The 23,598-nt window shown below is 62.6% G+C and carries 18 protein-coding genes; 3 read left to right on the forward strand and 15 right to left on the reverse strand.

The window, feature by feature from the left end; translation table 11 throughout:
- The 4 genes from Q0I65_RS04560 to Q0I65_RS04575 all read right to left on the reverse strand — a co-directional run.
- On the reverse strand, positions 1-194 hold a 194-nt coding region (locus Q0I65_RS04560), incomplete at its 3' end, for a hypothetical protein (protein ID WP_296060427.1).
- Positions 195-384: 190 nt separating this feature from the next.
- The gene (nrfD, locus tag Q0I65_RS04565; protein ID WP_296060432.1) at positions 385-1,371 is read right to left on the reverse strand and encodes an NrfD/PsrC family molybdoenzyme membrane anchor subunit; all 987 of its coding nucleotides are present in this window, start codon (positions 1,369-1,371) and stop codon (positions 385-387) included.
- Complete coding sequence (locus Q0I65_RS04570) at positions 1,371-1,949, reverse strand: 4Fe-4S dicluster domain-containing protein (protein WP_296060434.1); 579 nt, start codon at positions 1,947-1,949, stop codon at positions 1,371-1,373. Before Q0I65_RS04570 ends, nrfD begins: the two co-directional genes overlap by 1 nt.
- Before the next feature lie 29 nt (positions 1,950-1,978).
- The gene (locus Q0I65_RS04575; protein WP_296060436.1) at positions 1,979-4,849 is read right to left on the reverse strand and encodes a molybdopterin-dependent oxidoreductase; all 2,871 of its coding nucleotides are present in this window, start codon (positions 4,847-4,849) and stop codon (positions 1,979-1,981) included.
- Between the two features lie 424 nt (positions 4,850-5,273).
- Between Q0I65_RS04575 and Q0I65_RS04580 the strand changes: the two genes are divergently transcribed.
- Positions 5,274-6,065: an MBL fold metallo-hydrolase gene (locus tag Q0I65_RS04580; protein ID WP_296060439.1), complete on the forward strand. Its 792-nt coding sequence runs from the start codon at positions 5,274-5,276 to the stop codon at positions 6,063-6,065.
- A 105-nt stretch (positions 6,066-6,170) separates the two neighbouring features.
- Here Q0I65_RS04580 and pheT read toward each other — a convergent pair whose 3' ends face one another.
- Both pheT and pheS read right to left on the reverse strand, forming a co-directional pair.
- Entirely contained in the window at positions 6,171-8,633 is a 2,463-nt protein-coding gene (gene pheT / locus Q0I65_RS04585) for a phenylalanine--tRNA ligase subunit beta (RefSeq protein ID WP_296060441.1), read from the reverse strand.
- 169 nt (positions 8,634-8,802) lie between these two features.
- On the reverse strand, positions 8,803-9,885 hold the full coding sequence (pheS, locus tag Q0I65_RS04590; RefSeq protein ID WP_276996131.1) for a phenylalanine--tRNA ligase subunit alpha: 1,083 nt from the start codon (positions 9,883-9,885) through the stop codon (positions 8,803-8,805).
- 620 nt (positions 9,886-10,505) lie between these two features.
- On the opposite strand from pheS, the gene Q0I65_RS04595 reads away from it, so the two are divergent.
- On the forward strand, positions 10,506-11,297 hold the full coding sequence (locus tag Q0I65_RS04595; RefSeq protein WP_296060448.1) for a GNAT family N-acetyltransferase: 792 nt from the start codon (positions 10,506-10,508) through the stop codon (positions 11,295-11,297).
- 144 nt (positions 11,298-11,441) lie between these two features.
- Here Q0I65_RS04595 and Q0I65_RS04600 read toward each other — a convergent pair whose 3' ends face one another.
- The 6 genes from Q0I65_RS04600 to Q0I65_RS04625 form a co-directional block, all read right to left on the reverse strand.
- On the reverse strand, positions 11,442-12,851 hold the full coding sequence (locus Q0I65_RS04600) for a cation:dicarboxylase symporter family transporter (RefSeq protein ID WP_296060452.1): 1,410 nt from the start codon (positions 12,849-12,851) through the stop codon (positions 11,442-11,444).
- A gap of 252 nt (positions 12,852-13,103) precedes the next feature.
- Entirely contained in the window at positions 13,104-13,967 is an 864-nt protein-coding gene (locus Q0I65_RS04605; protein ID WP_296060453.1) for a histidine phosphatase family protein, read from the reverse strand.
- Between the two features lie 8 nt (positions 13,968-13,975).
- Positions 13,976-15,088, reverse strand: coding sequence for a hypothetical protein (locus Q0I65_RS04610; RefSeq protein WP_296060454.1), 1,113 nt, complete (start codon positions 15,086-15,088; stop codon positions 13,976-13,978).
- Between the two features lie 195 nt (positions 15,089-15,283).
- A complete protein-coding gene (arsS, locus tag Q0I65_RS04615) occupies positions 15,284-17,329 on the reverse strand; it encodes an arsenosugar biosynthesis radical SAM (seleno)protein ArsS (RefSeq protein ID WP_296060455.1) in 2,046 nt (681 codons plus the stop codon).
- Positions 17,330-17,523: 194 nt separating this feature from the next.
- Positions 17,524-18,612: a GTP-binding protein gene (locus Q0I65_RS04620; RefSeq protein ID WP_296060458.1), complete on the reverse strand. Its 1,089-nt coding sequence runs from the start codon at positions 18,610-18,612 to the stop codon at positions 17,524-17,526.
- A gap of 75 nt (positions 18,613-18,687) precedes the next feature.
- Positions 18,688-19,791, reverse strand: a complete 1,104-nt coding sequence (locus tag Q0I65_RS04625) for a methyltransferase domain-containing protein (RefSeq protein ID WP_296060460.1) — start codon at positions 19,789-19,791, stop codon at positions 18,688-18,690.
- 189 nt (positions 19,792-19,980) lie between these two features.
- Here Q0I65_RS04625 and Q0I65_RS04630 point away from each other — a divergent pair, with 189 nt between their 5' ends.
- A complete protein-coding gene (locus Q0I65_RS04630) occupies positions 19,981-20,784 on the forward strand; it encodes a protein-ADP-ribose hydrolase (protein ID WP_296060465.1) in 804 nt (267 codons plus the stop codon).
- 341 nt (positions 20,785-21,125) lie between these two features.
- Here the strand turns inward: Q0I65_RS04630 and Q0I65_RS04635 are convergent, their stop codons facing one another.
- Genes Q0I65_RS04635 through Q0I65_RS04645 form a run of 3 tightly spaced genes read right to left on the reverse strand, consistent with a single transcriptional unit; the run spans position 21,126 to position 23,592 of the window.
- The gene (locus tag Q0I65_RS04635) at positions 21,126-21,893 is read right to left on the reverse strand and encodes an energy-coupling factor transporter transmembrane component T (RefSeq protein ID WP_296060467.1); all 768 of its coding nucleotides are present in this window, start codon (positions 21,891-21,893) and stop codon (positions 21,126-21,128) included.
- Positions 21,890-22,738, reverse strand: coding sequence for an ABC transporter ATP-binding protein (locus Q0I65_RS04640; protein WP_296060470.1), 849 nt, complete (start codon positions 22,736-22,738; stop codon positions 21,890-21,892). The genes Q0I65_RS04635 and Q0I65_RS04640 overlap by 4 nt, the downstream gene beginning before the upstream one ends.
- Positions 22,735-23,592: an ATP-binding cassette domain-containing protein gene (locus tag Q0I65_RS04645; RefSeq protein WP_296060471.1), complete on the reverse strand. Its 858-nt coding sequence runs from the start codon at positions 23,590-23,592 to the stop codon at positions 22,735-22,737. Before Q0I65_RS04645 ends, Q0I65_RS04640 begins: the two co-directional genes overlap by 4 nt.
- Positions 23,593-23,598: the final 6 nt, after the last annotated feature.

A 23,598-nucleotide genomic window follows, 5' to 3' on the forward strand; every position in this document is an offset into this window, starting at 1 on the left:
CCTGCTGATTTCAGCAGGTCGTACACCGACTGCACAAGCGGCAAGCCGTAATTGATAAGCGAACACCCGGGAAAGAACAGCGATGCGCATGCGCTCGATTCCCCCGACTGCTCGACCATAAGCGCCTGCAACCCCGGGTAATCACACGTGATCGAGCTTCCCGTCAAAGCATCATCGAACGCATAAGGCCCCATGGCGTCTCCTCTCCAACCTCTGCCTTGCACGCAGAGTTTTCCGTCATCAATGCGAACGCGCCCCAACCGCTTCGCCCTCATGCAGGAAAACTGCTCTTGATACAAGGCGAACCCGACCTCGTGCAAGGTCGGGTTCGCAACATGCTCGATCAAGCGTCCAGGCTATTCAACCTGGGAGGCAAGCGAGAACTTAGTACATGTTCTCGCCGTAGGTCCAATGCTCGACGAACTCCGCATGGGGGTCGGCCGTGCGGCTGCAGTAGCGGTTCTCGCCCGGAATCTCGGCGCGCTCGTCAGAGTACACGCAGAGGTAACGGAGCAGCAGGCCGCCGCAGAGCACGAGGACGGGGGCAACCACGGTGGAAGCCGCGGAGTCGGCGCCGAAGACGTACAGGAGGAACGGGATGACCAGACCGCAAGCGATCATGCCGAGCCAGAACAGCGGGGCGGTCTTGCCGACGACCCAGCGACGGGCAACTGCCTTCTGGGTGACGTTGCCGGCGCCCAGGAAGGAGAGGATCATGATGAGCAGAACGGTGATCTCCGCGCAGACCAGGATGATGTCGACGACATGGATGATCTCGTGAATCTCCTCGGTGGCTGCAAGCAGGGCCACGGTCGGCTCAGCGAAGATGCCCAGCGACAGCGCGATAGCGGCGCAAGCGGTGGACAGGGCCGAGATGGTGAACAGCACGGGCAGTGCCGGGGTCGCCCAGAAGGAGTGGGCCTTCAGGGTCGAGAGCATGACGCCCGTGTACACCATGATGCCGAAACCGGCGATACCGGCGATCGTGGCGAACACCGGGGTACCGCCGCCGAACACGGAGGCGATGGCGCCCAGGAAGCCCCAATCAAGCGGCAGCACGTCCAGATAGCCGAGCAGCCAGAAGATATCGCCGAACATGGCAATGACCAGGAGCGTTGCGCCCCATTTGATGATTGCCGTCGCCGTTGTCCACACTCGCCAGAACACAAGCGGCTGACCGAGCTCGAACACGAGGAAGAAGCAGCCGATAGCGAGCGCAGCGAGCGCGAAGAACATCGGCACGAAGAAGAGCGAGCCCGTGCCAGGGTTGACGATGAGGCTCATGATAGCCGTGAGGCACATGATGCCGCCGCCGAGGCCACCCAAGAACAGGTAGATGACAATCGGCGCTTCCCAATAATGATGCTTCATTATCGCTGACCTCCCAAATCCGGAATGTAGTAGACCTGAGGCTCCGTGCCGTGCTCGGTGAACAGGCGCTCAGTATGGAGCGAGTTGACGAGCTTCGACACTTCGCTGTTGGGATCGTCCAGGTCGCCGAAGATACGGGCCTTCTGGTGGCACGTCTGCACGCAGTACGGCATCGAGCCGGGCTCTTCCGCACGACGGTCCTTGCAGAAGGTGCACTTGCGCACGAAGCGATGCAGGCGCGGGCCGAGCACCGAGGCGTCGCGCATGCCGTAGGGGCAGGCATTGACGCACACCTTGCAGGCCATGCACTTCTTGGAGTCGATCCACACGACGCCGTCGTCGTCCTGCTGGGACGCGCCGGTCGGGCAGCAGGGGACGCACTCGGGGTTGGCGCAGTGCATGCACAGCGTCGGGGTGTAGGTGCGATGGACGTGGGGCCATTTGCCCTGAGCGCCCTCGGTCACCACGGGGTTGTAGATGATATCGAGCGGCAGGTCGTTCCACGTACGGCAGGCAACCGTGCAGGAGTGACAGCCGATGCAACGACGCTGGTCGATGACCATAGCATAACGAGTCATTATCTATCCTTTCCTACTCGATAGCCTGATTATTCCTCGATGGCTTCGTAGCTCATCGTGTAACGCTTGCCCGTTTCCTCGTCGATGAGGCCGTTGGTGGTGGGGTCGTAAGCCCAGCCATAGTAGGCGTCATGGTAGACGTTGGTCGCGGGGTCGATCAGCCAACCGCTTTCGGGGTTGTAGATGTAGGGCTTGTCGCCGAGGCGAGCGTAACCCTTCTCGCTATCCCAGGTGAGCTGCTCGGGTACGGCGTAGGGAGCATCCTGGCCCGGGTACAGACGAATGCCTGCGAGCTCAGCGATCTCCTGGCGCTCCATCGTGTACTTCTTACCGGTGGCCTTGTCCATGAGGCAGTTCTCAGCGGCAACGTAGTACCAGCCGGTGTGAGCGTCGACGTACTCGTTGGTCTTCGGGTCGATGAGCCAACCGGAATCGTCCAGACGGAACTGGGTGGAATCCTGATAGAGCGCATCGTTTTGCCACTGCCAGCTAAAGCCTTCGGGGACTTCCTTCGTGCAGGCCGGAGCCTCGAAGGGAATCTTCTCCCAGCGAAGCACGCGGTGCTTGAGATCCTCGGGATCGGTGGAGATGCCCGGCGTCTTCGCGCAACCAGGAATAGACCAGGTCTTGTCCTTGGCGTTCCACTCGTGGTCGGCCTCGGTGCACTTGTAAACCTTGCACATCAGGCCGCGGTTCGCCCAGGAGCCGCCCATCGGGTCGCAGTCCCACTCGTCGACAGAGGTGAGGACGTTGGTGTTGGACTCGAGGCAACCGAACGGGTTGTCCAGGTCGATGTTGGTGTCGCGCTCGGGGAACCACCAGCCGCGCGGCACGAACACAACGCGGGGATCGACCTCGGGCTCGACGTTCGCGCGCATCTTGATGCGGCCGCGCTGGGTCTCGATCCAGCACCAGTCACCGTACTCGATGCCGAGCTTCTCAGCGAGCTCGGGGTTGATCGAGAAGTACGGATCCGGGTAGATATAGCGCATGCCCGCCATCTGGAAGTGCTCGGAGTGGTGATACGGCATGAAGCCGCCGCCCGTGGTGAGCACGATCGGGTACTCTTCGGCGAGTTCCGGATTGTCGATGTCGTTCTCAGCGCAGGGCAGGTAGGTCGGCATGCCAGGATAGCCCAGCTCGCGCAGGATCGTGGAGTTGCACTCGATCTTGCCGGTCGGCGTCCAGAAGCCACCGCGCGTGACGTACTTGTTCTGGTGCAGCGGCGGATAGTACATGCGGATGTTGTTGACGAAGTCGTTCCAGTCGGTGCAGGGAAGACCCAGCGGAGCGATGATGTAGGAGTAGACTTCCTCTTCCGTCTCCCACGGCCAGTTCGCGGGATCCTGACCGCAGGCCAGGCCGAGCATGCGCCAGAAGGACATGTCGGTGTGACGGTCGAACTTCGGCTGGATGGCGCGGCGGCCGCCCATGACGGAGTCGGTTGCGCCGTAGTGCGTGACGATCGTCGGACGCTCGAGAGCGCCGGCGGCCGGGAACACGTAGTCGGAGAAGAGCGCTGCCGGGGTCATCCAGTAATCGACGGTGACCAGGAATTCGACCTTCTTCAGGGCGGCGAGCGTCATCTTGGAGTCGCCGTAGGAGTTCACCGGGTTGGTCGCGTTGCAGATGAGAGCGCGAATCTGGTAGGGCTCGCCGGTGAGGATCGCCTTGAACACGCTCGGGCCGTGAGCCTCGCAGAACCACTCTGCGGGAAGCGTCTTGCCCCAGGTGCGCTTGGCGTTGTTGGAGATGAGCGTGTAGCCGGGCCAAGAGGTCAGCTTGAACTTGTCAGAGCCGATCTGCTTCGCCTTCTGCTCCTCGGGAAGCAGCTCGTTGAGCTCGAGCTCTTCGTCGGTGATGAAGTTGAGGGCAGGGCCGGGCATGCCGTCGCCGCCGGGAACCTCGAGGTTGCCGGTGATGGCGCGCATGAGCTGACGGGCCTGAGAGCCGGTCGCGGACGCAGGTCCGAACTGGTCCCAAGAGCAGCCCCACTGGATGCAGCCGGGCTTGGTGGTCGCGTACATGCGAGCAGCCTTGCGGATGTCCTCCGGGTCGAGCCAGGTGATGGGGGCAGCCCATTCCGGCGTGTACGGAGCCATGTGCTCACGCAGCTCCTCGAAGCCGTCGCACCACTGGTCGACGAACTCGAAGTCGTAGAGGAACTCGTTGATGATGACGTTGAGCATCGCGAGCGAGAGCGCGGTGTCCGAACCCGGTCGCAGCGGCAGCCACAGGTCTGCCTTGCAGGCGGTTTCGGAGAAGCGCGGGTCGACGTAGATGATCTTCATGCCCGCGAGCTGAAGGTCGGTGTAGCCGTGCATGGAGGGCAGCGAAGATGCGCCCGGGTTCATGCCCCAAAGAATGAGGCAGCGAGCAGCGCCCAGGTCGGTCTCGAACGGAGACCAGCCGGCGACGACCGTCTCGGCCATGAACGTCGGGATCCAGCACAGAAGTGCGTTGTGGAAACCGTTCGGCGTGCCGAACTGGTTCAGGAAGCGACGACGCGCCCAGTCATCAGTGCGGGTCGTGCCGCCGGCGGAAGCAACCGCCTCGGCGCCCGACTCGGCCTTGATCTGGTTGAGTCGCTCGGCGACCTCTTTGATTGCCTGATCGTACGGGATCTGCTCCCACTTGTTCTCGCCCTTCTCGCCAGCGCGCTTGAGCGCGTGGTTGATGCGGGCGGGGTGGTTGACGTGCAAAAGCGCGCTCGTTCCGCGGCAGCACAGACCACCCTGGTTGTTGTAATCGGGATCGCCTTCGATCTTGATTACGTCGCCGTCCTTGACATAGGCAAGGACACCGCAGTTGGCATGGCAGAAATAGCACTGCGTTCTGATGCGCTCGACGCCTTCGGCGAGTTCGCCGTTCTCGTCGTAAATGCTGACCTTATCAGCCATCTACCTTCCCCTCTTCTTCTCGTCCTACAGACACCTACTATTCGGTTCGTCGGGTTTTGCGACCTGCGCATTGTCCGAAAGCGCACGGCACGCCCCGACGCGTTGACAGCGGTAGTGTACGGAAGAGACCCTCTGCAAACATCGCCCCGCCAGTCTGAATTCCCCCGACGGATAAACCCCGCAGTATGAGCCAGGGATGAGCCTCCCTGTATGCCACCACTCGCCGATTTCGCGACACCGAACGCGAAAAAACACAGGTTTAGCCCCATGGCTTGACGCGAACGACTATTCGACCGAATCTTCGTTAGGGATTATAGCTATTGCCTATGGATTGCCGCGATACCTCCTTCCCCGAAAGGGGCAGCTTTGCATGGCGAGCGGGGTATAATCGGCGGCGTATGGCGTAGGGAGAAAAGAGACTTCTATGAAAAACCACACGTTCACCTTTATGGGCACGGGAGCAGGCTGCGGCGTGCCCTCGTTTTTCTGCGACTGCCCCGCGTGCGAGGAGGCGCGAGCGAATCCGCGCGCGAGGCGCGGAGATTGCGGGACTATGATCAAAGGCGAGAAGACGCTTTTCATTGATACGCCCCCCGACCTGCGCCATCAATGCATTCGCGAGAACGTGCGGCGCATTGACGAGGTGCTCTACACCCACTGCCACTCCGACCACGTGGGAGGGCTTTTGGAACTTGAGTACCTCGTGCAGCTCAAGCAGAAAGAGGCGCTTCCCGTCTACGGCAGCGCCGAGACGCTCGCGGGCATCGCGCAGGAGTTCCACTACATGACCTACGCGCTCGACATGCGCGAGATTGCACCGATGGGCACCGTCGAGTTCGACGGCGTGAAGTACACGGCACTCCCCTGCACCCACGCCGCGGGCACATATGGATATCTCATCGAGACGGGCGACACGCGCATGTTCTACGCCTCCGACACCGGAAAGCTGCCACCCGAAACCTATGAGCGACTGCAAGATATCGACATCCTCGCGATGGACGCGACGTTCTGGAAGAACAATTGGTCCCCCGCCGCGCACCACAGCGTGCAGGAATGCATCGAGGAGGGACTGTCGCTCAACGCGGGCAAGATCTATCTCACGCACCTGTGCATGCACTACGACGAGCCGATCACGCTCGTACTGCTCGAGGAGTTCCTCAAGCAGTACGAAGGTCGCGTCGAAGCCGCCTGCGACGGGCTCACGTTTGAGATTTAGTGCTTGACCATTACTAGATGACGTCCTATACTGCAGGAGGTCTGAAACACGAAGAGCCGAGGATGCCGCCACATCCTCGGCTCTTCCTTTTTGGCGAGAGAGCTTCTACCCGCGAACCTCGGCGCCCGTCGCCGAGCACACCTTCTTCACCATGCGCTCGTGGGCCTTCTCCGCCTCGTCGCTCGTGAGCGTGCGGTCGGCGGCGCGGTAGGTGAGCGCATACGCCATCGACTTCTTGCCGGCGCCGAGACGCTTCTCGTCGCGGTAGACGTCGAACAGGCGCACGTCTTCGAGCAGCTTTCCGCCGGCGGACGTCATGCACTGGACAAGGCGCTCGTGGGTCACGTCCTCGTCGACGACGAACGCGATGTCCATCGACACCGCGGGGAACGTGGGCACGTCGACGTAGTCGCGCGCCGGACGCGCCGCGCGCTCGAGCGCCTCGAGGTCGAGCTCGAAGGCGACGACGGGGGCCGCTGCGTCGTAGGCCGCCACGGCGAGCGGATGGAGCTCGCCCACCCAGCCAAGCGACGTGCCGCCCGAGAGCATCTCGGCAGCGCGGCCGGGCTGCAGCTGCGGCGCCTCGTCGGCGGCGAGCGCCTTGAAGCGCACCTTGGGAAGCGCAAGCTCGCGCGCGAGGTTCTCGAGCACGCCCTTGCCGTCGAAGAAGTCGTAGGGAGCAGGCGCCTCGTTCCATCCGGCGTCGCGCACGGCACCGGCCAAAACGCCGGCGAGCTTCTCGCGCTCCTTGGGCTTTTTCTTGCCCTCATGGGCGAAGAACACGCGGCCCATCTCGTAGAGCTGGATGTTCTTCACGCCGCGGTTCTGGTTGTGGGCGATGGAACGCAGAAGGCCGGGGATGATGCTCTGGCGCATGACCGATTGTTCGGCGTTCATCGGGTTCAGAAGCTCGACCGCCTGACCCAAGCCCTCGAGCGGCAGGCGCAGACGCTCGATCTCGCTCGGCTCAGCGAACGAGTAGGTCATCGTCTCATTCATGCCGCAGGCGCGCAGCGTGTCGTTGACCTTGTTCTTCACGTGCTGCTCGTGGCTCACCGTGCCGAAACGGCCGCGACCGCCGGGGAGCGTGGCCTCGATCTGGTCCATGCCGTAGAGGCGCAGAACCTCCTCGTAAAGGTCGATCTCGCGCGGCAGGTCGGGGCGGAACGTCGGCGACGTGACCGCGAGCGTGTCGGCGTCTGCGCCGTCTTCCACCTTGCAGCCCAGACGGCCGAGGATCTCCACGATGAAGTCGCGGGAGATGTCGGCGCCCATCATCGCGTTGAAGCGCGGGATGCGGAAGGTGAGGTGAGCCTCTTCGGAGACGTTCGGCCACTCGTCCACGATGCCCGTACCGCTGCCGATGGAACCAGACACCTGACCGCCGGCGACTTCCACGATGAGCGCCGCCGCGGCAGCAGAGCGCTCCTCGATGCCGTGGTCGTCCACGCCGCGCTCGTAGCGCATGGAGCTCTCGGAGATGAGGCCCAGGTTGCGCGAGGTGCGCGAGGTGCGGCCCGGCTCGAAGGTCGCCGTCTCAAGGAGGATATCGGTGGTTTCCTCGGTGACCTCGGTATCGAGGCCGCCCATGACGCCCGCGAGCGCCACGGGGCCGAGCTCGGGCGTGGCGATGACGGTCATGTCGGAAGTGAGCGTGCGCTCCACCTCGTCGAGCGTGGTGAACTTCGCGCCGTCTGCGGCCTCGCGGATCACCACATGGGCGCGCCCGTCTGCGCCTTTCAGCTTATTCAGGTCGAAGGCGTGCAGCGGCTGGCCGAACAGGAACAGGATGTAGTTCGTCACGTCGACGATGTTGTTGATGGAGCGCTGGCCGATGGCAGCGAGGCGCTCGACCATCCAGTCAGGCGACGGGCCCACCTTCACGCCGCGGATGACGCGGGCGGAATAGCGCGGGCAGCGCACGGCGTCCTCGATGGTCACGTCGACGTCGTCGGTGCCGTCGTCGACAAGCTCAAGCTTCGCGGCCATCTCGTCAAGCGGGTTTTTCCAATCGCGGCGATACATCGCGCCCATCTCGCGCGCGAGCCCCACAATCGAAAGGCTGTCGGGGCGGTTCGGCGTGATTTCCAGGTCGAGCACCGTGTCGGTCAGCTTCAAGTAGTCGGCGATGGGAGTGCCCACCGGGGCGTCGTCGGGGAGGATCCAGATGCCCTCATGGTCGGAGCCGAGCCCCAGCTCACGCCGCGAGCAGCACATGCCGGCGCTCGCAACACCGCGCAGCTTCGACTTCTTGATCTTGAAGTCGCCGGGGAGCACAGCCCCCACGGTCGCGACGGGAAGCTTGATTCCCGCCTTGATGTTCGGCGCACCGCACACGATCTGCACGGGCTCGCCCGCGCCCGTGTTCACCGTGACCACGTGCATATGGTCGGAATCGGGATGCGGCTCGCAGGTCTCGACGTAGCCCACGACCACGCCGTCGAACGTGGCGCCGAGCACCTCGACGCCTTCGACGCCCGTGCCCGTGAGATCGAGCTTGTCGCAGAGCGCCTTGGTGTCGGTCGGCACCTCCACGTATTCGTTAAGCCATTTCAGCGATACTTTCATGACTCTCTCTTTCTTGAATGTTCACTTCCGCAATTTGAGCTCGGCGGACATACGCCATGCTCAAACAGTCCTGACTCGCGCGAACAGCCCACTGGGCTGTTCGGCTCGTGCGGAACTGCGCGTGGCGCATGCCCGCCGAGCTCGAGGCAGGATATCCTTCGCCGTTCGGCTAGAACTGGCGCAGGAAGCGCATGTCGCCTTCGAGGAGCATGCGCAGGTCGGGCACGTTGTACTTCAAGCATGCCACGCGCTCGACGCCGACGCCGAACGCGAAGCCGGAGTATTCCTCCGGGTCGATTCCCGACATGGTGAGTACGTTCGGGTCTACCATGCCGCAACCGAGGATTTCCAGCCAACCCGTGCCCTTGCACATGCGGCAACGCTCGCCGTCATGCAGATGCCCCGTGCCGCCGCACACGCCGCAGGAGACGTCGGCCTCGGCGGAGGGCTCGGTGAACGGGAAGTAGTGCGCGCGGAAGCGGGTCTTGCGGTCGGGACCGAACATCTGCTTGCAGAAGTAGTCGAGCGTGCCCTTAAGGTCGCCGAACGAGATGCCCTTGTCGATAACTAGGCCCTCGATCTGGGTGAACTGCGGAAGATGCGAGGGGTCGGCCACATCGCGGCGGTACACCTTGCCAGGCGCAATGATGTAGATCGGCGGCTTTTGGTCCTCCATCACGTGCACCTGCACGCCGGAGGTCTGCGTGCGCAGGAGCACGTCGGACTCACCGCGAACAGACGACGCCTCGCCCGAGAGGTCGCGCACGTAGAACGTGTCCTGCATCGAGCGGGACGGATGGTCCTTCGGGGCGTTCAGCGCCTCGAAGTTGTAGTAGTCGGTCTCGACCTCGGGGCCGTGGACGACGGTGTAGCCCAGGCCGAGGAAGATCTCCGACACCTCGTCGGTGATCGCGTTGATCAGATGGCGCGTGCCCATCTGCTGCGCGCGGCCGGGGAGCGTGACGTCGACGGCGCTTGCGTCGATCGCAGCTTCCATCTCGGCTGCCGCGAGCTTCTTCTTGCGCGCTTCGAGCGCTTCTTCCACCACGTTGCGCACCTCGTTGACCGTCTTGCCGACAACGGCGCGCTCCTCCTTCGCGACCTTGCCCATGCCGCGCAGGTAGCCCGTAAGCGTGCCCGCCTTGCCGAGCACCGCCACGCGCACGCTCTCGAGCGCCGCCGACGTGTCGGCTTCCGCGATGCGCGCAAGGGTTTGCTCACGCAGTTGCGCGAGCTCGTCCGTGATCGCCATAATCACCTTCACCTCTCGTATCGAGCGCCCCACCTGGCCCAAAGGGCGCTCCGCCAATAAAAAAGGGCTTGCCATCTCGCCCTGGAAGACGCGCGCATTCGCGTTCGCCTTCACTTCCAAGGACGAGAGACAAGCCCTCGCGGTACCACCCTGGTTGACACCTTCCCCCGGCAACGCGACATGCTGCGCCGCCCGAGAGGCATCCACTCGTTTCGCCTGATGACGGAGGCAAACCGTCGCACCCTACTTCGTTCGTCTCGCAGGTTGACCCCACGTCCGCGTTCAAGCGCGCTGCTCGGAAGGGAATCGCACGCCGCATCGCTTGGGGCCTTTCAGCCGATGAGCCCCATCTCTGGAAGCTTCGCCATACGTGCGCTGTCTTCGTCATCGCATGTGGAAGAGAGTATAGCGCAAGGACCGCCCACCATGGGGAAAATCCACAACGCGAAACGCGAGGAGCGGCCCGAAAGGGGCGGGCGCGATAACCGCTGGAAGCAACAGGCCCCCACGTAGGACAACCGAAGCCAACATAGAGGGGGATTCGTCGACTCGAAAAGCCGCCGAAACAGATGCGTGCTACCATGGGCTCCTATCCGATTGCTCGGGAAGGAGCCCTTTTTATGCGCGATGCGTCCTTGTGCGATTCTGCCGCCGCGAACGAGAGTACGCTCGCGGAGGCTACGGGCGATAATGCCTCCGCAGGCGCGATGGCGCCTCTGCCGGGATGCGCGCCGGCGAACTCGCAGATGCGCGTATTTCGCAACGCGCCCGCAAACTTCCAGACTTCCACAGCCGACCGCACGCCGGCGAGCTCGCAGATGCACGTCCATCTTGCCTCGGCCAACGATGCGGACGGCATCCGCGCGGTGTACGCCCCCTTTGTCGACACGCCCGTGACCTTCGAGGAAGAAGCTCCCTCACGCGAGGCATACCGCGAGCGCATCGTGCGCATCTGCGAGAAGTACCCCTGCCTCGTCGCCGAGGAAGGCGGACGCATCGTCGGGTTCGCCTATGCCCATGAGCTGCGCGAACGCATCGCCTTCCAGTGGAACGCCGAGCTTTCCGTCTACCTTGCACCCACCGCGCAGGGCCGTGGCGCGGGAAGTAGCCTGTACGCCACGCTCATCGAGCTTCTGCGCCTTACGGGCATAAAGGCGGTCTACGGCGTGGTGACCTCCCCCAACCCCGCAAGCGAGCGCTTGCACCGCGCGTTCGGGTTCGCGCTCATGGGAGTGCAGCCGCACGCGGGTTTCACCTGCGGCGCATGGCACGACGTCTCCTGGTACGTGCGCGAAATCGCCCCTTTCGAAGACGCGCCCGCGCCTCCTGTTCCCTTCCCCCTGTTCGCAAGCGCACACCCCGACCAGGTGAGCGAGGTCATCGCTCAAGCAAACGAGAGGCTGCAGCTGTAGCAAACTCGGGAAGAAAAGAACGCCCTCCAGCCGAAATCCGCGCCGCGGCTTCTCCCCGCGCACGGCTCGCATGAAAAAGCGCGGACGCAAGCCTTGCAGGCCCACATCCGCGCTTGATAGCTCACGCACGTTTTCCAGAAAGCTCTATTCCTCAGCAGCAGCCCCGCTGATGCGCGCCTCGGGGTTCGCAAACATCTCGCGATCAAGCGTCTTGTTCACGTTCGCCGACGTGACGCCCGCGACCATGGAGTCGCTCACGTTGAGCGCGGTGCGGCCCATGTCGATGAGCGGCTCAACCGACGCCATGAGGCCCACGATCTCGATCGGCAGCCCCATGGTGCCGAGCACGATAAGGCTCGCGAACGTGGCGCCGCCGCCAACGCCTGCCACGCCGAACGAGCTGATCACGATGATGGCGATCAGCATGACCACCCACATCGGGTCGAACACGTTGATGCCGACGGTCGGCGCGATGAGCGTCGCCATCATAGCCGGGTAGATGCCCGCGCAGCCATTCTGCCCGATGGACATCCCGAAGCTCGCCGCGAAGTTCGCCGTCGCCTCGTCAACGCCGAGCGCCTTCGACTGCGTCTCGATGTTCATGGGCAGAGCACCCGCGCTCGTGCGCGACACGAACGCGAAGGACAGCACGGGGAACGCCTTCTTCAGGTACGTGACGGGGTTCACACGATTCGCCGCGAGGATGATCAGATGCACGACGAACATCGCGATGATCGCGACATACGAGAAGATGATGAACTTGCCCAGATCGACGATTGCCGCGAAATCGCTCGTGGCCATGACGTTCGCGATGAGCGCCATGACGCCATAGGGGGTGAGCCCGATGACCATCTTCACGATGCACATCACGATGCCGTAGAGGCTATCGATGATGCGGCGAAAGAGATCGGCTTGCTCAGAGTCGCGATCGCGCAACTTCAAGTAAGCCATGCCCACGATAGCCGAGAAGATGACCACAGCGATAGTCGACGTCGAGCGGGTGCCGGCCAAGTCGGAGAAGACGTTCGTCGGGATGAACGACAGGATGGTCTGCGGGATCGTGGTGTCGGCCACCTTGTCGGAGCGCGTCTGCAACGCGTCCATCTTCGACGCATCGACCGTGCCCTGCGTGAAGTCGGCGCCGGCCAGACCCGAGAAGGCGATGGTGGCCCAGCCGAACACGGCGGCGATGGCGACCGTGCCCAAAAGCACCGCGAGCACCGAGATGCCGATCTTGCCCAGATTCTCCGTCGCCTCCGTTCGCGTGAACGCGCCGACGATCGCCACGAAGATGAGCGGCATCACGAGCATCTTGAGCAGGCTGATGTAACCCGTGCCCACAAGCGACATCCAGTCGAGCGCGCACTTCGCGGCATCGGACCCGCGGCCCAAGGCCAGCTGGATGGCAACGCCCAGCACGATGCCCATGCCGAGCGCCGAGAACACGCGGACCGTGAACGACAGCCCCTTGTTCTTCATGAATTTCAACACCGCAAGTAATGCGGCGAAGACGATTAAAACGACAGCAACCGCCGCCCCCACCTCGAATGACATTGCATACTCCTTCAACGCCTTATTCCTACTGAACAGGTGGCTATTATCGCGCTTCATTCCTACAATTTCAATAGGAGGTCTAGGAAATCGGAACATGCCATCGATGAAAAACGGGGGGATGCGGGATGTCCGCTAGAGCGCGCTGAGCAACTGGAATGAACACGGCAATTACGCGAACGTGGACAGGGTCGCGCCAGAGCGGGCGGAACAACCGAGGTGAGCCTGTCGGATAGCCCGTTCCGGCCGATGCCTTTAGAGATGCGAATCCAAAAAGCTTGTCGAGCCCGTCTCGCCGAGCGCGAAAAGGGCGCCAGGGAACGCACCCGCATCGCAGGCAAGACCATCGTCGCAGGTCACTTTCGTGACGCTTGCATTCTCGATCTTCACGGGGTCGTTCACGCGCGCGGGATCGAGCAGGTACATGGTCGAGCGGATGACGAACGAGTGCGTCACCACGAGCACGTTGCCGCCGCCCGAGAGCGCCACCTTGCGCGCCACATCGCAATAGAAATCGCCGAGCCGCGCCTTGATTTGTTCCCAACCCTCCGCTTTACCGGAAGCGTCCCAGCGCTTGATGGCGCCCGCCGTTTCCGGGAGGCGGACATTGAGCTCCTCGAAGGGCATGTCGCGTCCAAATCCCTCGTTGAGCACATCGCGCATGAGCGTGCCGGGGCGCGCCTCCAAGTCGCCGTAGCACCATTCGCGAATGCGAGAATCCGACATGCGAGAAGGAAGGGCCAGCTCAGGCGCCACCTCGCTGCGCGCCGAGAGCAACTCGCCCATCGTCTGCACAGCACGCCCCAAATCGCTCGAATAGGCCGCCGCGAATTCGACGCCCGCACGGGCAAGACCGCGTCCGCAAGCGCGCGCATCGCGAACGCCCGCCTCTGTCAAAGGAGCATCGCACCAGCCCTGGACCAGGTGTTTCAAGTTGTATTCCGTTTGCCCATGGCGAACGATGTAGAAGGTGACGGGCGCGCCCCCGCTTGAGGAAGGCGAAGCGGCAGGTGTCGCTTCGCCCAGCGGAACCGCGAAACGCCCATCGGCCGCGGACGCAGTCGAGTCGCCAAAAACCTGCGCGCCGTTTTCCCCGCGCACCATGTTGGAATCAATCATTTCGGTCCCTACAGAATACGGTAGCTCACCGTGCGAAGGCCCCAGTCATCGCAGGAGGAATACCCGAAGGCCTTCCATACGCCGGGCTGCAAATCGAGCGAACGGCTGCCGCCGCCCATGCCGCCGCAGTCGTTGATAACGGCGTACACCGTCATGCCGTCGTAGGAAATCTGCACGGTGCGCCCGAAATAGCTGCTGAAATTCGGCCATGCCATCGGGATTGCCACACCCATCGAGTAATCGTCGCACACATCGCCCGTCGCCGTCGTGCCGGGATTGGGAGTGTAGGGGTCGGTCGAGCCGCCGTACGCCGAGGCGATGCCCGTCTTCCAGCCAGCACCGGAATCGGGGGCCGGCTCAGGGTTGGGCTCCACCGGCGTGGAATCGGGCACGACTTCCTGGCGATCCGTGGTGTTCGCCTTGTCGGAAACCTGCGTGGATGACCCGCCCGCGCCTTGATCGGACGAACCGGAGTTCGACATGCTCGCCGCCTGCGCCTGGAGTGCGGCAAGGCGATCGGCCTCCGCGTCCTTGGCATTTTGCAGCTGCGACTGGGCCTGCGAAACGACGGCCGCCGCTTCCTGCTTCGTCTTTTCAAGCTCGCCTAAAGCGCGCGTCTGCGAATCCTTCTGGGTGTTCAGCTCGGCAGTGATGCCCTCGAGCGTGGCGACGCGGTCCTTCTGCGCCTCAACCTCGTCAGCCTGCGCCTGCAGAATCGAACCCGCGTACACCACGTTGCGCGTCAGCTCGTCGAAGGAGGCCGATCCCAAGATCAGCATGAGCATCGACCCCGCCGAGGGCGAGCGGTACTCGCTGCGGGCGGCGTTGCTCAGCGTTTCGCGACCCGAAATCACCGCCTGCTGGGCATCGAGCGCGTCGGCGGCAGTCGCATCGATCTGCCCCTGAATCGAGGTGAGCTCGGCATTGATCTTATCGTATTCTTCGGAGATGGTCTTCATTTGGGCCTCAGCGGCATCGAGCGCCGTCTGGGCATCGGAGACATCGTCGGCAAACGCGGGAGCGGGGATAAGGGACACGGCGAGAAGAGCGCTCAAAGCCAACGCACACATCGCGAAGACCCAGCGTTTCACCTGTTCACATGCACTAAAGTGCGTTCCCACCAATTTCCTTCCAACGGCCAATAGAATGTGTGCGGCGTTGCTTCGCCACATGAAAAACGTCCCTTCCGGGACGCCTTGCGGAATCAAGTATGACCAAACAGCACTCTCCTGGCAAGTAAAACAGCGCAAACAACATGAGCGCCCCGCAAGCCAGCAAGCCTGCAGGGCGCCCAGAATGCGCGTACCCCTTCCCCGCTAGATCAGCGAGCCGCCGCAGCTCGAGCCGGCACCGGCAGCGCAGCTGTAGCACACCGGGTTCGTGCGAACCTCGCGCGGGGGAAGCGGCGCATCCACGATGTCGGCAATCGTCGCGTCGCGCCCGTCAATCTGGATAGGCATCTCGAGCACATGGTTGCACTCGCAGTCGTACAGGCGCCCGTCGATGTCGACGTTCACCTGGTCACGGCACATAATCTTGCCCACGGCGAACGCGTTGAAGTTGTCATGGAGCAGCTTCAGGTACTCGTCGGTGAGTCCCGCGTCCGCCAAATCCATCGCGAAACGGCCAAGCGGGAAGTTATTGAAGGCATACAGCTCGTTGAAGTCGATGCCCTGCTGCTCGGTCAGCTTCACGCGATAGGCGTCCGCCAGAAGCTCTTGCGGCGGCGGCAGGAACGGGCCCGCCACGTTGTAGACGATTTCCAGCTCGGGGCCGCCCTCGCGCCCATACCCACGCTCATTAAGCTTGCGGATGTTCGCGACCGCGCGCTTGAAGACGCCGCGTCCACGCTGGTTGTCGGCGTTTTCGGCGTCGAAATACGGAAGCGACACGCACACATCGGCCCCCACCTCGGCAAACACGTCCAGGAAATGCTCGTATTCCGGCTTCTCCTCAAGCGTCAGGTTCGTGCGGACGATCACCTTCTCGGCGAGCTTGGCGCCTTCGCGCAAGAACCACTCGCAGTCGGGGTGCAGCTCAGGCGAGCCGCCCGTCACGTCGAGCGTCTTGTAACCGCCCGTCTTGAAGGCGGCAAGAATCTGCTCCATCGTCTCGCGCGACATAGCCTCGGTGTTCTTCGGCCCGCACTCCAGGTAGCAATGACGGCACGCAAGGTTGCACGCGTAGGTGATGTTCACCTGCATCGTCGCAGGTCGCTCGTTCGCCTGCAGGATATCGGGCAGGTTCACGCGATCGTAGAACGAGGGAATGCCGCAGCGCTCGCACGCCTTGTTCAAATAATCGAGGTCGGCCTTGCGCTTGCCGCGGCGCATCTCAAGCGCCTGCTGGGCGCGGGCGAGGTCGAACCCGCCGCGATGCGCGCCGCGGGGCGTCACCTCGAAGTATTTCCCGTAGCGCGACTGCTCGAGCATGGCCGCCAAATTCCCGCTCACGGCGTACTCGCGGCCTTTGATGAGGCGCAGCTCCTCGGTCAGGTCGAAGTAACGCGGCATCTCGGGCATCCCGCCCAGATAGCGCGCGACCTGGCCGTAATTCTCCTCGGCGTCTTCCAAGCCCTCCGCCTTGATGGCGCGCACCGTGCGCGAGGTGAACGACGTGAACCCGAGCTTCGTCTCGAGCGCCAGGTCGGAGACGTGGATGTCCTCCACTGCGGTGCACACGTAGCTTTTCCAGCCGTGCTTGGCCAGCATGCGGCGGAAGTCGTCGATGTACATCGCGCCGCCCAAGCACTCGCCGCGAAGCACCGGGTCGGCGCGCAGCTCATCGGACATGCGGCGGTCGCAGAACACGTCGGAGAAGTACAGCTCGCCGCCGGGCTTCAGCACGCGGTAGATTTCGGAGAACACCTGGTCCTTAAACGGCGTCAGGTTGATCACGCAATTGGAGACGACCAGGTCAACCGTGCCGTCCTCGATGCCGAGCTCTTCCAAGTCCTCGATGAAGCCCGCCTTGAACTCCACGTTGGAATGTTCGAACCCGAACTTTTCCGCTTGCTCGTCTTGGTATTTCTGTGCAACGGCAAGCTGCTCGGGAGTCATGTCGACGCCGATAACGCGCCCGGTCGGCCCCACGAGCTTCGAGAGCACGTACACATCGCGCCCCGTGCCGCAGCCTAAATCGACCACCGTCGCGCCGGTAAGCGCCGGCGGAATCGGGGAGCCGCACCCATAGAAGCGCTCGACGATCTCGTCGGCGATGTCGGGCATCACGTCGAGCACGTACTTCGGCGGACGTTCGGTCGCGCAGCAGCATGCGTTGGTCTTCAAGTCGTCGGAGCCGCCCAACGTCTTGCCGTAATACTCGCGCACCTGAGCGCGAATGTCGTTCTTCTCGTCTGTCATTGTTCCCCTCTAGAAAAGCAATATCACAGGAAGCATCTATTTTTATAAAGAGATAAGCCACACCCCAAGCGGAAACGCCGGCGGCGTTCACAAAGCGAGTTCCGCACGAGCCGAACAGCCCAGTGGGCTGTTCGCGCGAGCAGGACTGCCGAGCGACTGAACGTTGCCGCGGCCTTCGCGCAACCTGGAATGGGCTACCGACCTTCGTCCGCCATGCCGAAGCACTCGGTGAAGAACACCTGGCAGTCAAGATCGTACTTGTCGCACACCTCGTCGAGCGCGTCGTCCATGAGGCGGGCGAGCGGACGCGACTCGCAAACGGCGCGGGCGTTGATGATCATGCGCATGTTCTTGTGGTCGCGCAGGAATTCCTGAGCGTATTCGGTGTCGTAGTCCACGCCGATGAGCGACGCCTTGTTGAAGTCGCCGTTTCCCGAAGTCGCGAACGTCTTCAGGTGCGGTACGTTCCGCTTGCGCTCGATGAGCCCCATGCGGATGCCCTCGATCAGGTCGTCGACCACCGCGTTGCAGTCGATCTTGGAACCGTCCTTCGTCTTCAGGTACAGACGGCGGTTATACCAGGTGAGTTTCGCTTCCGCATCGGCAAACTCCTGGTTGTTGCGCACCGAGAAGTTCTTGAGCGCAGTCTCGTGCGTCGTGAGGTACTCGGCCAGCTCGGGAATGCCGGTCTTGTCCTTGGCCGAGATCTTCATCGCGGGAATGTCGGGGCACGCCTCGTGCAAAAAGCCCATGTAGCGCTCGATCGTGGGCTCGTCGAGCAGGTCGATTTTGTTAAGCACGATGAGGTCTGCCTCTTCGAGCTGCAGTTTCAGCAGGTAGACCAGCTCTTCGGGCAGGTTGATATCGGCATGCTCGGGCATGATCATGCGCAGGCGCTCGGGGTCAACCATCACCATGAACGGCGAGAGAGTGAACTCGTCGGCGTTGTTGTCATGCAGCGTGTGGTACACATGGTCGAGCGCGCCGACGCCGCAACCGGGGATGTCGCTCATGACGAACGTGGCGCCTTCCTTGTCGCGCAGGCGGCGAATCTGGTCGACCGTGTTGTCCATCTGATAGCAGATGCAGTCGTTGCCGATCTCCGCGACCGTGCAACCCGACGTCTGCGTGAGGCTCGTGTCCACGAGGTTCGCGCCCAGGTCGTTCGCGATAATAGCCGTCTTCCCGATGTTGCGATCCATGTATTCCGCAAGCGCGATCATGGTCGTGGTCTTGCCGGCTCCCAAAAAGCCGCTCACCACCATAAAGCGGATCTTGTCCACGTGAATGCTCCTTCTATCGTGATTGGGGCCGCGTCTTCCCGCGCGGCCCCTGCAAGTCCTTCTATTCTACCAGTATTAGCAGCAGGACACGCGCACCGGCTGGTCGTCTTCGTCGACAACACCATCAAAGTCGGGCGCGACCTTGATGATGTGGTCGCCATGGGTGTCGCCCGCATGGCGATTGCGGCTGCCCTCATAGTCGAACACGGCTGCATAGCGCCCGCCGAATTCGGGGATGACCAGGCTCGTCACGTTGTTGCACACGTGACGTCTCTCCCCCACCCCGAACTTGATGTCCTTGTCGAACAGGAAATAGTCGGGGAAGTCGGGCAGGCCGCCCTTGTAGGTGACGAACTCGCCGTAATCTTCGCACACGTCGGAAGTGTAGGGAGTGTTCACCAAACGGCAGGTGATCGTCGCGAACGACGTGCCGTCGAACAGCGCAGCCTCCTTCTCGGTCACCGGCGTCTTGTTGGTAATCAAGTAGCGCGGATCGTTGAAGCCGAGCTGCTGCGCGATGCGGCGGAAATCGTTGATATACATGGCGCCGCCCAGGCGAAGCGCGACGTTGTCGATGTTGTCGGAGATTTCCCTCTGCATGCGGCGGTCGGCGAACACATCGGTGAAATACCACTCGCCGCCTTCCCGCAGAATGCGTCGCACCTCTGCAATATAGCGCGCTTTATCAGGGGATTCGTTGAACGTGCAGTTCGAGATGACCACATCGACGCTGCCGTCGGGGACAAAAGAGAGATCCTCCGGGCAACCAGCGTGGAATTCCACGTTAGGGGCATCGTAGCCGAACTGCTTCATCTCCTTTTCCAGGTACTTCTCGCCGATGCGCATGCGGACGGCGTTCGGCTCGACGCCGATGACCTTGCCCGAGGGCCCCACGAGCTGTGCCGCAAGATAGGTGTCGCGGCCCGAGCCGCAGCACAGATCGACCACCGTGCAGCCTTCCAGAAGCGGCGGCAAGGGCACGCCGAACTCCCGCGACGTGTTCTGGATCTCGCCCGCGATGTTGAACATGCGCTCGCGAGCCTGCCCCGGAATCGTGCCATCCGCATCGCGCGTGCGGGCGGTCGCCTGCGGATCGCGCGGCTCGGCGGCGGCGATTGCGTCGTAGTATGCCTGATAGTTGCCGTCTTCGACTTTGCGATAGTATGCCTGGTAGTCCATGCGACCTCCTCGGTCTCGATCCTTCGAATCAGCAAAGATACCTGCTTCGATTTAATACTAGATGCAGTCTATCACTTTACACGGAAGCTGTGCCCGCTCAAACGCTTTTGAGCGGCAAGGGCAGCGTGAGTCGGCCCTCTTCGCGCAGCTTATGATAGGATTTCCGCAAACGACGATAAGGAGCACGCCATGTCCACCATCGAAGAAGACCTTCGTTTCCTCATCACCGAGCTGCAAGAAGAGCGCACGAACACCGGCGACGAGCTCGCGACCTGCCCCATTCCCGGAACTTTCGGCGAGGCGTGGGACCTTTTCCGCGCGCTGTGCAACACGCGCCTGCCCGAGCACGTGAGCGGCGAGTTCCTCGCCAAGCAGGACAAACTGCTGCACGCAATCATCGACGAGGAAGGCATCACCTACGCTGGGCTCATCCCCCCGTGCGAGAGCGACCCGCGCTTCGCCGTATGGCGCGGAGACATCACCACACTGGCGGCCGACGCCATCGTGAACGCCGCGAATTCGCAGCTCCTGGGATGCTGGGTGCCTGGCCATTACTGCATCGACAACGCGATTCACACGTTTGCGGGCGTGCAGCTGCGCATCGAGTGCGCGGCGATCATGAGGGCGCAAGGTCATGAGGAACCTACCGGCCAGGCGAAAGTCACTTCGGCATACAACCTGCCATCGAGCCTGGTCATCCACACCGTTGGGCCGATTGTGGAAAACGGGAAGCCCACCGAGCAGCACAAGCGACTCCTTGCCGCAAGCTATCGGAACTGCCTTGACGCAGCGGCGGAGCGACGCTGCAAGTCCATCGCCTTCTGCTGCATCTCCACCGGCGTATTCGGGTTCCCGCAAGAAGAAGCCGCCCACATCGCCGTCGACACGGTGCGGGCCTGGCTTGACGCCAACCCCAGGGCCGATATGCACGTCATTTTCGACGTGTACACCGAGAAAGACGAGCAGACCTACCGCGAGATCCTCGGCGAATAGAGGCAAACCCGTAGTTGGTGGTCAACTGGACGAGCTGTGCGCGCCTGCATTCGGGCTGGACGAAAGCGCGACTTTTGCCGACCTGGGAAAACGCCGATTCGGGCCACGCAAGGTTGGGTTGGCGGCGCTGAAACGGCCCGATTTCGACAATCCAACAGTGCACAACTCGCTCAGTTGACCACGAAGCAGGCGTCTTGCTCCCGCGGAGCCCAGGCGGCCGCCGGTTACGGAGGCTTTCCTCGTTTCCGCGAACCGCCAACCGCCCGCAACACTATTCATTGGCGCTGCGGGCCGCCTGGCTTAGATGCCGAACACCGCGCCAACCAGCGACAGCCGTCCGCCTACAGCAGCACGCCGAGCACGATTGCCGCAACAAGCAGCAACGCGCAGGCGACCATTACGGCGAAGTCGGTGCCTGAGAAGGGGTACTCCTTGAAGCCGCTCTCGCGTGTGCGCAGGTTGAAACCGCGCACCTCGGCGGCGATGGCGGCGCTATTCGTCTTGCGCACCGACGACACCAGAAGCGGCACGCACAGGGGAATCATGAGCCGCACCTTTTTCACGAGGCCGCCATCGAACTCCACGCCGCGCGCCGTCTGCGCCTCCATGATGCCCGCCATGTCGTTCATGAACACGGGGATGAAATGCACCGTCGACATGAAGGTAAAGGCATACTTGTACGGCACATGCAACACTTTGACCAGCGCATTCGCCATGTCGGTGAGCTTGGTCACATAGAACACGAGGAACAGCGGCACCGCGCAGGCAACCAGGCGCACCACAATGAGCACGGCGTTCAGCACGCTCACCGTGCCGATATAGCCCCAGGGCAGGGGCGCGAGCACGTCGCCCTGCGGCGTGAACAGAAGCGCAATGAGCGCGAGGACGACAGAAAACGCGGCGACTGCTTTTGCCAGGCCGATCGTCTGCGGGACCATCTTGCACTGCACGGCCATGACAACATCGAGCACGATCACCACGGCCAAAAGGATGAAGTTGCTTGTCGTAAAACAGACAATGACCAGCAGAAATGCTGCCGCGAGCTTCGCTACCGGATTCATGGTGTGCAAAAAGCTCTCGCCCGGCACGTATTCGAGGAATCCCTTCATTCGACATCTCCTTCCCCGCGCGCGCCAACTTCATCCGCGAGCGCACGCTCCATGTCGTCAAGCGTGTTCGCGCATGCGACAGGAGATGCGGGCGAAACCGCGCCTTCCTGCACAAGCCGCATCGACACCTCGACGATTTGCGGCGGCAAAAGATGCGCGCGGGAAAGCACGTCCGCATCGCGAAGCACGTCGAACGTCGCACCATCGGCAACAACCTGACCTGCGGTCATGGCGATCACGCGTGTTGCGTAGTCGCCGACAACCTCCATGTCGTGGCATACCATGACAACGGTGGTGCCGAGGGCGTTCAGATCGGAGACCACCTCCATCACCTTGGCGCACTCGCGGAAATCAAGGCCCGTCGTGGGCTCGTCGAGCACGACGATAGGCGGCTCGAGCACGATGATCGACGCGAGTGCCAAAAGCTGGCGCGTCCCGCGGTTCAAGAGAAAGGGCTCGGCATCGCCGTCGAACCCGAAGCGCTCGATCATCGCGTCGACCTTTGCCTCAGCGTCAGCATCTGCGCGACCCTGGGCAACAAAGCCGAACAGCAGCTCCTCGCGCACCGTCTTGCAGCAAATCTGCCGATCGGGGTTTTGGAACAGGAAGCCCACCTTCGAGGCGAGCTCGCTCGTTTTCAGCTGCGAGGTCGGCACCCCGTCAATCAGGACCTCGCCTGATGTCGGCTTCAAAAGGCCGTTGATCAGGCGCATCGTGGTGGATTTCCCCGCGCCGTTCGTTCCGACGAAGGCGACGAAATCCCCATCGTCCACCGCGAAGCTCACGTCGTACAAAATGGCAAGCTCCCCATCGTATGAAGCGCTCACCTGGCGAAACTCAATCATGCGAGAACCTCCTTCCCCGTAAGAAGCCCCTTGCACGCGGCAACGGCGCCCTCGACGGTGCATACCGCCGGCCCGCACACCAGCCCGCGGGCGCGCAGCCTGTTGACAAGGCTCGTCGAGCGCGGGCAGTTCACCCCGATCTCGAGAAGCTCGTCGGAATGCTCAAGCACCTCGTGGGGAGTGCCGCAAAAGCGAATCTCCCCCTCGTCGACGATAACGAGCGTGTCGGCGTACTCGGAGAGCAGGGCGATTTTCTGTTCGACCACGATAATGGTTGTCCCATGTTCGACCGAGTAGCGCTTGAGCAGGTCGAACACGGCAACCGACGACGCGGGGTCAAGCTCAGCCGTCGGCTCGTCGAGCACGAGCACGCGCGGCTTCAGCGCGAGCACCGACGCGACCGCGACCTTCTGCTTCTGACCACCGGAAAGCTCGGCGATGCTCCGGTCGCGCAAGTCGGCGATGCCCATAGCGGCGAGCGCCTCGTCGACCCGCGCGGGAATCTCAGCCTTAGGCACGCCGAAGTTCTCCAGGCCGTAGAGCACCTCGTCTTCGACCACCGATGACACCATCTGCGAGTCGATGTCCTGGCAGACGCTTCCGACCAGGCGGCTTATGTCCGTGAGCGACGCTTCACACGTATCGACCCCGTCGACGCAGACGCTGCCGTAGAAGTCGCCTGGGTAGCAGTGCGGGATGATGCCGTTGATTGCGTAGGTGAGCGTCGACTTCCCGCTGCCCGCGGCACCCGTGACGCCGACGAACGCGCCGTCGGGGATGGAGAGGTCGATCCCCTTGAGGATGGGCTCGGCCCCCTCCCGATAGCGAAACGATAACTGTGAAATCTCAATCATGGGATG

Origin of the sequence: uncultured Ellagibacter sp. (assembly GCF_934643285.1) — a bacterium.
GTDB lineage: Bacteria > Actinomycetota > Coriobacteriia > Coriobacteriales > Eggerthellaceae > Ellagibacter.

What these genes read in the sequence shown, in the direction of transcription:
- nrfD (WP_296060432.1), bottom strand. Translation starts at nt 1,371, where the DNA reads ATGAAGCATCATTATTGGGAAGCGCCGATTGTCATCTACCTGTTCTTG.
- Q0I65_RS04570 (WP_296060434.1), bottom strand. Translation starts at nt 1,949, where the DNA reads ATGACTCGTTATGCTATGGTCATCGACCAGCGTCGTTGCATCGGCTGT.
- Q0I65_RS04575 (WP_296060436.1), bottom strand. Translation starts at nt 4,849, where the DNA reads ATGGCTGATAAGGTCAGCATTTACGACGAGAACGGCGAACTCGCCGAA.
- Q0I65_RS04580 (WP_296060439.1), top strand. Translation starts at nt 5,274, where the DNA reads ATGAAAAACCACACGTTCACCTTTATGGGCACGGGAGCAGGCTGCGGC.
- pheT (WP_296060441.1), bottom strand. Translation starts at nt 8,633, where the DNA reads ATGAAAGTATCGCTGAAATGGCTTAACGAATACGTGGAGGTGCCGACC.
- pheS (WP_276996131.1), bottom strand. Translation starts at nt 9,885, where the DNA reads ATGGCGATCACGGACGAGCTCGCGCAACTGCGTGAGCAAACCCTTGCG.
- Q0I65_RS04595 (WP_296060448.1), top strand. Translation starts at nt 10,506, where the DNA reads ATGCGCGATGCGTCCTTGTGCGATTCTGCCGCCGCGAACGAGAGTACG.
- Q0I65_RS04600 (WP_296060452.1), bottom strand. Translation starts at nt 12,851, where the DNA reads ATGTCATTCGAGGTGGGGGCGGCGGTTGCTGTCGTTTTAATCGTCTTC.
- Q0I65_RS04605 (WP_296060453.1), bottom strand. Translation starts at nt 13,967, where the DNA reads ATGATTGATTCCAACATGGTGCGCGGGGAAAACGGCGCGCAGGTTTTT.
- arsS (WP_296060455.1), bottom strand. Translation starts at nt 17,329, where the DNA reads ATGACAGACGAGAAGAACGACATTCGCGCTCAGGTGCGCGAGTATTAC.
- Q0I65_RS04625 (WP_296060460.1), bottom strand. Translation starts at nt 19,791, where the DNA reads ATGGACTACCAGGCATACTATCGCAAAGTCGAAGACGGCAACTATCAG.
- Q0I65_RS04630 (WP_296060465.1), top strand. Translation starts at nt 19,981, where the DNA reads ATGTCCACCATCGAAGAAGACCTTCGTTTCCTCATCACCGAGCTGCAA.
- Q0I65_RS04635 (WP_296060467.1), bottom strand. Translation starts at nt 21,893, where the DNA reads ATGAAGGGATTCCTCGAATACGTGCCGGGCGAGAGCTTTTTGCACACC.
- Q0I65_RS04640 (WP_296060470.1), bottom strand. Translation starts at nt 22,738, where the DNA reads ATGATTGAGTTTCGCCAGGTGAGCGCTTCATACGATGGGGAGCTTGCC.
- Q0I65_RS04645 (WP_296060471.1), bottom strand. Translation starts at nt 23,592, where the DNA reads ATGATTGAGATTTCACAGTTATCGTTTCGCTATCGGGAGGGGGCCGAG.